2 protein-coding genes are annotated in these 2,457 nt (G+C 61.2%); both read right to left on the bottom strand.

Annotated features, from left to right (window positions below; translation table 11 throughout):
* Nucleotides 1-1,107, bottom strand: a 1,107-nt coding sequence (locus tag PA598K_RS36195; protein WP_185601946.1) for a hypothetical protein, incomplete at its 3' end; no start/stop codon positions are given.
* A gap of 123 nt (nt 1,108-1,230) precedes the next feature.
* A partial coding sequence (locus PA598K_RS14035) for an S-layer homology domain-containing protein (RefSeq protein WP_185601944.1) occupies nt 1,231-2,457 on the bottom strand: 1,227 nt, incomplete at its 5' end.

Below are 2,457 nucleotides of genomic sequence, written 5' to 3'. Positions count from 1 at the left end.
GTAGCCTGCGATGCCGCCGGTATACACCTGCGAGCCGCCGTTGTTGACGACCGGCGCCGTATGCAGGAAGTTGACGCGATAGCTGCGGTCCTGCTGCTGCGCGGTGATCGCGCCGACCAGGCCGCCGACATAACTGCTGGTTGAGCCTGGCGCATTGACTTCGACTTGAGCGGTAACGGAGGTCAGCTCCGACACATTCAGCTCGCCGTCGATACGGCCGACCAGGCCGCCCGCGTAGTTGTTGCCGCCCGCCTGGACGAGGATCGCCCCGGAATTGTCGAACGGCGTGTTCTCCTCTTCCATACGAAGCGCGCCTTGCGCATATCCGGCGATACCGGCTGCATAAGCGTCGCTTGCGCTGTTGGCAGTTGTCGTAATGGCCGCATGATTGGCATTTTTCTTCATCTTCATGCCATAGCTGCCGATATGGCCCGTCATCCCCCCGGCATGCGTATTCGCGCCTTGGGCCGTCACGCTGCCGTAGTTGATCGAGGTCGAGATGTCGCCCTCGCCGGAGCCGACGATGCCGCCAGCATAGACATCCTGGGTGCTCGTCGCCGAGATGGCGATATGGTTCGTAATGTTGTAGACGATGCTGTGTCCTGTCATCTTGCCGACAGCAGAGCCGACATAGATCGGCTGGTTGTTGTTCGTCACGTTGATCGAGCCCGTCGCTTCGAACTTGAACCCGCCTACCGTGCCCGCCTCCATGTAGCCGACGAGACCGGCATATGGCACGTTGTCCGGCAGCGTCATGCCGCTGATCGAGAAGGTTTGCCCGTCATACGCCGTCAGCGAGCCGCGGAACGGCTGCGCCTCGGTGCCGATCGGCTCCCAGATCAGATTGGAATGCGTACCGTTGTTTTGGAGATTCAGATCCTTGGTAATTTCCAGTCGTTTGCCTCTGAATCCATCGACCGTCGGATCTTCGTTGACCAGCTTGGCTATGCCAGCCAGCTTCTCCTCGCTATCGATCTGATAGCTGGGATAGATCGGATTATACCAGGACGTATCCGCCACGGTGGTCCAGCTTGCTCCGTTGGCGCGCGCCATGTAGACGCTGGTTCCCGTTGCGAGCAGCGCGCACACCAGGATAGCTGTTAACACGTATAAGCTTCTCTGCTTGAGAGCCATGAGTACACCGCCTTAATAATAGAAACTGATAGGAATCGAGAGCAGCTATACCCACCGGAGCCGCGATGGCCCTAGTGGGTATATCCGCTATAGAACTTAGTAGTCTGTGATCAACCGGTCGAGTCGGATCGCGATCGCTGCCGCCTGGGCTCGAGTGAGCACCTCGGTCGGCTTGACCTGATTGTTGTCGCCGGTGATGATGCCGCTCTTGACGCTGAGCGCCACCGGACGACGCGCCCACTGCGGGATATCTGCCTCATCGGCGAACCCGGAGAGGATTGTATTCACCTCGTCATCGCTCAGCTCGGCGCCGAGATTCATCGATGCGAGGAGACGTCCGACCATCGTCATCGCCTCTGCGCGAGTCAGCGACGCCTGCGGCTGGTACGAGCCGTCGGCCATGCCGTTGACGATGCCCATCTCCGAGGCGATCGATACGCTGCGGTTGAACCATTGGTTCGTCTGCACGTCGGTGTAGCTCGAGCTCGCGTCCTTGTTCATCCATCCAGCTACCCGGAGCAGGATGGTCGGGTATTCGGCGCGCGTGATCTGGCTGCCCGGATCGAAGCGACCGTCGCCCTTGCCGAGGACGAACAGCTTGGAGGCTGCGTCCTGGATGCTCTCTTGCGCCCAGTAGCCGGCGCGTACATCCCGGAACTCGCCTTTGCTATGGACGAAGAACAGTTGGCCTTCGCCTGTCAGTTGGACATTGACCTGCGTGCCGTCCAGCTTCCATGGCACGGTCGTCCAGCTGGAGCCGTCCGGTGCACGCAGCACGACTGCTGTGATGTCGCTGCTACGGATACCGCTCGGTACGACGACACGAGTCGGAATCGCCGTACTCCAGCTCGTTGCCGGCAGATTCGAAGTGATCGACACGCCATCTCCGCCGCCGAGCGCTTCGCCGCCCGCTGTGCGGGCCAGCTCTTGCTCCGCTGTCCGTTCCGAAGCATTGGTCGCCCGGATCGTCAGCTCCAGATCGCCCTTCAGCCCTTCCAGACGGCTACGGTCGAGCTCGAGTCTGGCGAGAGGCAGATCGATGATCAGCTTGCTGCCCGCTTCGACCGTGCGACGGATCGCAGCCTGGTCGACCTTCAGCGTATAGTTTTTGATATTCGCTTGCTGCGCCTGGATGATCACGCCTTGGTCGCCCGGTTGACCGAGCATCTCATCCGTGATGCGGAGCGATGCAGCGGAGCCGTTCCAGGTCGCTTCGACCTTCTGTCCGCCTACAGACAGCTCGATCGGTCCGGTCGGCTGCTCGGTTGGCGTCTCCGGCGTCTCGGTATCCGGCTTCGTCGGTACGCCCGCGCCGCCACCGCC

This window comes from Paenibacillus sp. 598K, from assembly GCF_003851045.1.
Lineage (GTDB): Bacteria > Bacillota > Bacilli > Paenibacillales > Paenibacillaceae > Paenibacillus_D.
The sequence above is the reverse complement of the archived record's forward strand: the minus strand, read 5'-3'. Positions and strand labels throughout refer to the sequence as shown.